The organism is Petrachloros mirabilis, assembly GCF_975968855.1.
Genome location: NZ_CDLUDY010000093.1, coordinates 1 through 8,275 on the forward strand (window position 1 = coordinate 1; position 8,275 = coordinate 8,275).

At 53.9% G+C, this 8,275-nt stretch carries 5 protein-coding genes; all 5 read left to right on the plus strand.

Features of this window, described 5'->3' with window-relative positions; all coding sequences use genetic code 11:
• The first annotated feature begins 169 nt into the window (after nucleotides 1–169).
• The 5 genes from eutB (at nucleotide 170) to ACWVCN_RS03870 (ending at nucleotide 8,200) form a co-directional block, all read left to right on the plus strand.
• Entirely contained in the window at nucleotides 170–2,269 is a 2,100-nt protein-coding gene (gene eutB / locus ACWVCN_RS03850; RefSeq protein ID WP_455244195.1) for an ethanolamine ammonia-lyase subunit EutB, read from the plus strand.
• A gap of 529 nt (nucleotides 2,270–2,798) precedes the next feature.
• A complete protein-coding gene (locus ACWVCN_RS03855) occupies nucleotides 2,799–3,776 on the plus strand; it encodes a glycosyltransferase family 2 protein (protein WP_455244196.1) in 978 nt (325 codons plus the stop codon).
• Entirely contained in the window at nucleotides 3,769–5,790 is a 2,022-nt protein-coding gene (locus ACWVCN_RS03860; protein ID WP_455244197.1) for a glycosyltransferase, read from the plus strand. The genes ACWVCN_RS03855 and ACWVCN_RS03860 overlap by 8 nt, the downstream gene beginning before the upstream one ends.
• Nucleotides 5,791–5,822: 32 nt before the next feature.
• Complete coding sequence (locus tag ACWVCN_RS03865; protein ID WP_455244198.1) at nucleotides 5,823–7,289, plus strand: B12-binding domain-containing radical SAM protein; 1,467 nt, start codon at nucleotides 5,823–5,825, stop codon at nucleotides 7,287–7,289.
• On the plus strand, nucleotides 7,286–8,200 hold the full coding sequence (locus ACWVCN_RS03870; protein WP_455244199.1) for a sulfotransferase family protein: 915 nt from the start codon (nucleotides 7,286–7,288) through the stop codon (nucleotides 8,198–8,200). Before ACWVCN_RS03865 ends, ACWVCN_RS03870 begins: the two co-directional genes overlap by 4 nt.
• Nucleotides 8,201–8,275 lie beyond the last annotated feature (75 nt).

Genomic DNA, 8,275 nt, shown 5'->3' on the forward strand with positions numbered 1-8,275 from the left:
GCACCAATACTGATATCCAATCATAGCAGAAATGCCGAGAGCATTGTAGGGCGGCGATCTCATGACTTCCACTAACTTCAATCGTTCAAGGGAGATAGCCACGTTGAGGAGAAGAGGCGATCGTGAGACAATGCCCTGAAATAAAGAAGATCGATTTCTTGGAGGAGTTTTGAAGAAGGAAGAACTCGTCCAACTCCTGGGCAATGCTAATGAATTCAAGGAAGGCGACCTTGCCATCGGCGTAGGGGCGCCCGATGAGACGGTTCGGGCAGATGCGAGGCGTACATTGTCCAGGGTTCGACTTGAAGACATCTTCTCCTGCGATGTGCTCGAAGATCAGTTAGGCCAACGCCTCAGGACCCTCTTCGTCTCGGATCGGGAGTCGGCCGAGGTATTCCAGCGGATCAGGAAGAAATCGGTAGGGGAAATACGCGAGAACATTCTGCGCGACCTTGAACCGGCAACGGTCCGCACATTAGGTTCCGCTATGACCAGCGAGATGATCGCGGCAGTGGCAAAGACAATGACAGACGAACAGCTCAGCGCTGTGTGCGCAAACATCTACAATCCTTTGAACGGCCCTGGATCGGTCGGGTCGTATGGGCGTTTTGGCTCCAGAATCCAGCCGAACAGCCCCACGGATGATCCGGATGAGATTCTCTATTCCATTTTCGAAGGGATTTCCTATGGCTGTGGGGATGTGATCATAGGTGTCAACCCAGCAAACGACGCTTTGCACGAAGTTATCGAGTTAGAGAATCTTCTTGCCACGATCGTCGAACGCCTCGAACTGCCGACACGTTGGAGCGTTCTCACGGACATCAAGAAGCAGAATGAGGCACGGACGAGAGGTGCGAGGGTCGACGTGGCGTTTCAGAGCTTGGCAGGAACCTCCAGGGGTCTGCACGGGATGATCGACTGCGACGTGGATGACCTTGCAGGGTATTTGGAGCCCTTTGAGGGACTCTACTTTGAAACCGGTCAGGGATCGGAATTCACCAACGGGGCGGACGGCGGGATCGACATGGTTACGCTCGAATCCCGCACGTACGGTTTGGCAAGATTTCTGAAAAGGACGCTCGGGAAATGGACAATCGTCAATGATGTGGCCGGCTTCATCGGGCCGGAGGTCTTTCGGACGGGTCCACAATTGGTTAGAGCCTGCCTTGAAGACCTGTTCATGGGCAAGCTCCACGGCTTCGCCATGGGACTCGATGTTTGCAGCACCTATCACATGGGGATAGCCCCTGGCGAGCTCGACGCAATCACGCGCCGCGTGGCGCAGGCGGCCCCTGCTTACCTGATGGCCGTTGCCGGCAAGTCCGACGCCATGCTGGGGTATTTGACCACAGATTTCCGCAGCCATCCGAGATTGAGGAATGCTCTTGGCAAGTCCGTCGGGCGGCCTATGAGGCGAAAGCTTACTGATCTCGGAATCATGCGCACTGATGGCAGGCTGACGGAAGGGGCTGGTGACCTGATACCGGTGGCTCGAAGCTACGGTGAGCACCCGGACGAAATCGGCAGGACGGTTCGTAGACTGCAGGAGCGTGGTATGGACATCGGATACGGGTACGAAAACGACTTTGCTCCCCCACCCCACCTGCAAAAGCGACTGAACGATGTCTTCGAGCATGCCCGAAGGTCACTTTACCGGGAGATCCTCCCGAGCACAATGGAGGTCTCACAGCAGCCCCATTTTCTCGTGCATACCTTATCAAGGAATCGGGATGACTATATAGCGAATCCGCCCACAGGCGAGAAGATAGTCCCAGAACAGATAAGCACCATAAAGTCCCTCTACACGGGGACATCACCAACCGTTCAGATCGTGATTTCGGATGGACTCAATGCGGATGCCGCAAACGAAAATCTACCGTATCTGCTCCCAGCCCTGAAACGACATTTTCAGGCTCTTGGCATTTCGTTCGGTAAAGACATCTATGTCCGAAACGGGCGGGTGCGGGCTGCCTACCATATCGGTAGAATTCTCACCGTGCAGGTGGTTGTGCATCTGATCGGAGAGCGTCCCGGGACGGGGACCAGCAACCTGTCCGCTTACGTCACGTATGGCTACTCCCCTCTTGGGGAATCGCGCTGGGACACGATCGAACACGCCAACACGACCGCTCTATGCAGTATCAACAGGCGCATCGGCGTGAGCCCTGAAGAAGCTGCTTTGCGAATCGCAAAGATTACGGAATTGATGTTGAAATGCAAATGTTCCGGAGTGGCCCTGGCACCGCATTTCGAGGAGCAGTGTTGGTAACAGGGGTCGGACCAAACCAAGCGACTGATTCAACAGATCAATCAGGCTGAGACACGACGTGTCGCAGTCTCTAGAAGGGCAGGGCCTGCGACTGACTTGTCTCTGTGTTTCGTCACGACATGGTAACGATTCGGGCTCGCTGTGAGGTACGTGTAGATAAGGAGAGAAATGGCAAACACCTCCTAACCAGTTGGGGCAATCAATTTCATAAGCTTACATTAAATCACCGTTTGTCTTTCATACGTGGGCACACGGGGTGATATATGGACTGTTACGAGTGCAGAAGAAATGCAGAAGGAACGCCGCAACGCTTCCGCCATCTAGGGAGATGGGCTGGCGTGGGCACTGCCCTTCGCGGATATGTGTCGTCCTTCCGGGGCTACAAAGCCGACGCAAGCAGTTCTGCAAGACACTTTGAAGTTGCACGGCCCGAATCGGAATGGATTTCAAATCCCGGGCAACATGTGATACGCTCTACACCGAATTCACAATCCAGGGAATTCGCAGGGAAACAAGGGGACTTCCACCTGTGAACCTGAATACGGAAACTGAAGAACGGCAACAAGGTGTGCCGAAAGACGCCAGTCTGCCCTCCGTGGTGGCCGTAATCGTCAACTGGAACGGCAAGGAGCACCTCCTTGAATGCCTCGCGTCTATTGAGGCGTTGGACTACCCCGACAGCAAGCTGAAGATCGTACTGGTCGACAATGCGTCGCGCGACGGATCGCAGCAGGCGGTAACCAGCCTGTATCCACACTGTGTGCTTCTGGAGAACAAGAAGAACCTCGGATATGCGAGAGCCGTCAACCAGGGGATTCAATACGGTCTGGCATCAGCTGCCCGATACCTGTGGATTTTCAACAACGACGTGGTGGTCTTTCCGGATACCCTTCGCGAATTGGTGAATGCCGGGCAGAGCGACGATTCCATCGGTGTCATCGCGCCGGCAATTTACTCGTACAACGACCCGGACAGAGTGACCAACGTCGGCTACTCGATAGATTTCTGGACCGGCCGGATGAAACGACTGAGAAGCAGCCGCGACGTTTTTGTGAATCAGGAGGATACGGCCTGCGATGTCGATTCCGTTCTTGGTTGTTCCTCTCTCATCAAGGCGTCGGTGTTCGATAGGATAGGCCTCTTCAGGCCTATTTACAATGTCTACTTTGAGGAAACGGATTTCAACGTGAGAGCACGGCGGGCCAACTTCAGGGTTGTCATTATGAAGAACGCAAAGGTTCTGCACAAGGATGCCGCGACCATGGACTGCTACCTGCTGCGGCGCGCATGGTTGCTGCTCAGAAACCTGTTCCTTTTTGAATGTCTGAACGCCAGGCGGATTCAGCTGCTTGTTTTTCTGCCGTACTACTTCCTCGTTCACTTGCCTCAGTTCGTCGTGCGTGGCAGCTTCTACGCACTTCGAGTGAAATACAATCAAGCACGAAACATGTTCCGGGGCACACGTCTTTTCAAGAAAGTGAAAAGCGGGGATTTCCTGGATGTATGACGCCGGCAAGCCGGAACTTTCGGTCGTGATCACCTCTTACAACGCCAGGGAGACGATCACGCCTTGCCTCGAAGCCTTGCATGGACAGCAGACGAGCCACGAATTCGAAATCATATTGGTTGATTCGTCAACTGACGGCACAGCCGAGCTTGTGGCGGAACGGTTTCCGAAGGTACGGCTGGTCACCCTGACCGAGCGAAAATTCTGTGGCGACGCGCGCAACATCGGCACGGCACATGCAAGAGCAGATGTCCTCGCTCTCACCGACGCCGACTGTACTGTCGACGAGGACTGGGTGGACCGGATCCTGCAAGCGCACAAGTCGGAATACCTCATCATCGGGGGCAGCGTTGCGAACGACGAGGTGTGCAATGTGGTGGGGTGGGCTGCCTACTTCACTGAGTTCAGCCGGTGGATGCCCCATTCAGAAGTAAATCCTGTTGCCGATGTCCCGGGCGCAAACATGTCCTACAAACGAAAGGTCTTTGAAGAGTTGGGGCCGTTTATCGAGGGAACCTACTGCTCGGACACAGAGTTTCAGTGGCGGGCTCAGGAACGGGGCTACCCTGTTTTGTTTGTACCTCGGATCTGTGTCAGCCACTCGAGCCTGAACGACTTTCGCAAATTCATCCGGCACGAATTCCATCATGGCCGCTCCTTCGGCCGCGTCAGGTGCGGAAGGTTTACGCGCGCGCAACAGGTCCTCTATGCAGCCGGCTCTTTTCTGCTGCCCACCGTGCTTTTTTCGAGAATTGCACTTCGCAACATCCGGAACCGCACCTATTTCTCAAGATTCTTGAAATCAACGCCCATCCTGCTTCTGGGTGTTTGCTCGTGGTCCTTCGGTGAATGTGTCGCCTACCTGGTTCAGGTGCAGGCGCAGCTTCGAAACCATTCAAGACGAGGACAAACGGTGAACAGAATAGGGAAGACGCTAACAACGCTTGCAACCCGGCGACTGGATTTCACCTTTGACAAGATGGAATTTACCATCGACAGAGTGACTCGAAAACGCCTTTTCAACTGGCTGACAGCGGAACTGACGTCCCTCCTGAAGACGCAGAAAGCCTGGGCTTATCCGACGCACCTGCAGATCGAGCCTACAACCAAATGCAATCTGAAGTGCCCACTATGCAATGTCGTCACCGACAGAGACAGACCGCAGGGCGAACTGAGCCTGGAGAACTTCAGGAGGATCATGGATGAGATCGGTGATTACCTCATCCTTATTCAGCTCTGGGGGTGGGGAGAGCCCTTCATGAACAGGAACATCTTTTCCATGATAAAATACGCAAGGAGCAAGGGAATAAGAGTCATCACGAGCACCAATGGCCATTTTCTTGAGCAAGGGGATAACATCGCCGAGCTGCTGGATTCGGGGCTGGATTACCTCATCTTTGCCCTTGACGGCCTTGACAGCAAGACTTACGAAACGTATCGAGCCGGTGGTGATTTTGACAGGGCCGTAAAGGGGTTACGCGCGCTGGTGAAGCAGAAAGAGCAGGCACAGGTTTCCCGTCCCTATATCAACCTGCGCATGCTGGTGAGCCGGGACAACGAGAATCAGATCGATCGAATGAAGACGTTTGCTAAAGAAACGGGAGTCGACTACTTTTCTCTGATTACCATGAGTCCCATCAACAGCGACAGGGGTGAGTGGAAGAGAAGGCTTCCCCATAATCCTGAATACTGCAGAGCCGAGTTCAACATGGATGGCGAAATGGTAGAGAAGAAGAACCGCTGCAAACGATTGTGGAACCATCCGTTCATTTATCACAATGGCGCTGTCTATTCCTGCGAATACTATACCAGCCGCGAACCGCCGCTGGGAAATGTCTTTGAAAACGGGCGGACTGGATTCAGGAAGATATGGTTCGGTACGTCCTATAACCGGCTTCGAAGAGACTTCGCCGGCGGCGAAAAGTCGACCAAGTGCGCGGATTGCCCGCGGTGTTATGCCGATGCCGAGCAGAACGTTTCCCACATCTTTGAACCGGCTGTCTTCGGCAGGTGATGTCTCGGAGGCTCGTCGAAGGACATGATCCGGTGAAGATCACGTTGATTCAACCCGAGAATCCCTATGACATTGCCTATTCGTCGGGCCTCTTGCGTCCCCTAGGCCTTCATCTGCTTGCATCCCATCTGGAAACGTTCGGCTTCGAAGTCGAAGTGCTGGACCTGAGAATACGAAAGAACAAAGGCGTGCCTCTGACGAAACTGATCAGAGGCAACGACTCCGCGCTGTTCGGCATCACCGGATTTACAGCCGCACGCTTTGCTGTAGCCGAAATGGCCAGGACCATCAAACAAACACATCCTTTGTCTTGCATCGTTGTAGGTGGCTGGCATTTTTCCCACTGCGCCAAGGATACGCTGAAGAGGGTCGAGGAGATCGATATCGTCGTCAGGGGGATGGGTCTATCATCCCTTGCAGGCGTAGCAAAAGCGATGGATCGAAAGCAGTCTCTTGAAGAGGTGCCTTCCATTGCCTATCGCGCCAGAGGCAAGGTGATCGAGAATCCGGAAAGGCCGTTCCGGGTAGATATTGACGAAATCCCGATTTATACTAGGTTCTCCATGGATGATTACCCTGAGCGGCTCGCGAACTATCCTAAATACGTTCGGGCAACAGGGCTTTACTCTTCCTTGGGTTGTCCCGCCGCATGTGTCTTCTGTTCGAGGGTGATCAAGGGTTACCATTTGAAGGACAGCGGGAAGTTCGTTGATGAGATCGCTCATTTCAGAAACCGTTTCAACATAGAAGGTTTCAACTTTGTTGATCATACATTTACCGGCAACATGGATCATGTCGGGAAGATCTGCCGGGAAATCATTTCAAGAAACATGCGCATCAAATGGTGGTGCGAAAGCAGAGTGGACGTGCCTTTGGGTATTCTGGAGACAATGCGGGAAGCAGGTTGTGTGTCGCTTTCCGTGGGCGTGGAATCGGGATCCGATAGGATTCTCGCGAGGATTTCCAAGGGAATTACCGCCGAGAAGGTACTGAATTTCTGCAATAGATGCAATGAACTAGGGATCTATGTCACCTGTTTCTTCATGTTTTCCCACCCCGGCGAGACAAGGGCCGATGTCAACCATACCTTTGAATTGATCCAAGAACTGAAGAAGTATCCGGTTGTGAGAATCAGTACGTTTCAGCCGACAATGATTTTCCCGGGCTCTCGATTGGAAACGATTGCTAGACAACGCAATATCCTTCGAAGAGATTTTTCCTGGTACGAGCCTTACGATTCCGAATTGAGTCGGAGACTGGATCAAATTCCGAACATTCCTCTGTTCATAGACCTTCTCAAGCCTCAAGAACTGATCGAGTTTCATGAAAGAGGAAAGCTGCTGAAATTGACAGCCCGAGAAAGGGTTATGAGAGCGATCGGCATCTTGATAAAGAAGATCTCTCCCAGGGCCTTCCACCAAGCCAGAAAGGCTTACAGAAAACTGCGAGTGGACTTCCTGCTGAACTTGAGAAGAAATGAGGGGAATTCCCAGCCATGACACGCGCGAATTTCTATGTGATCGGCGCAGCGCGTTCGGGCACGACCTCACTTCACCACTACCTGGGGCAACATCCCGAGATATACATGTGCCCTGTCAAGGAGCCCAACTTCTATGCGTTTGACGGTTCGACTGCGCATCTGCGGGGACCTGCAGCCCAGTGGCTTTCTGACCACTCTGTCGTTAGTCGCTCTGCATATGGAGCGCTTTTCGAGAATGCCGGCAACGCCAGGGCGATCGGCGAAGTCTCTCCGCTGTACCTTTCAACGGCGGGGAGTGCAGAACGAATCCAGCATGAGAATCCCGGCGCGAAGATGGTCGCAATCCTGCGACACCCCGTGGATCGTGCCTTCGCCAGCTTCGTAGCGCACCGTCGTGAAGGCTGGGAACCCTGCGCGGACTTTCGAGAGGCCCTTGACGACGATGCACGCCGGGTCGAAGAGGGCTGGGTTCTCCAATGCCTCTTCTCTGCCGGGTGCTATGCGGAAAAGCTTACACCCTATTATCAACAATTCTTGTCCACACAGATCCGGGTATATCTCTACGAAGATCTCGTCCAGGCCCCTGCCGCCCTGATGGCAGATCTCTTTGCATTCCTGGACGTGGATCCGGACTTCGTGCCGGATGTTGCCAGGCGATATAATCAATCGGGCGAGATTCGGAATCCGTTGGTGGCCCTCCTCTGGAAGAACTCCTATCGGCTGAGAAGAGAACTTCGGCGCTTCCTCCCGACATCCCTACGCGATCTGGCCTACGCACGGATCACCCGGGATCTCCACAGACCGCACCTGGACGATCGGTTGCGAGCTGAGTTGACCGAGCGCTATCGCGACGAAATAGTGCGACTTCAGAACATGATTGACCGGGACCTCTCCCACTGGCTGAGGGAGAGGTGCCCGCCCGTTCCATGATCGCCGGCGTTTCTCCGGAATTTCCGCTACACAAGCTTACGTGCCTGAAGTCTTGGCGGTATCGCCAGCAGCCGA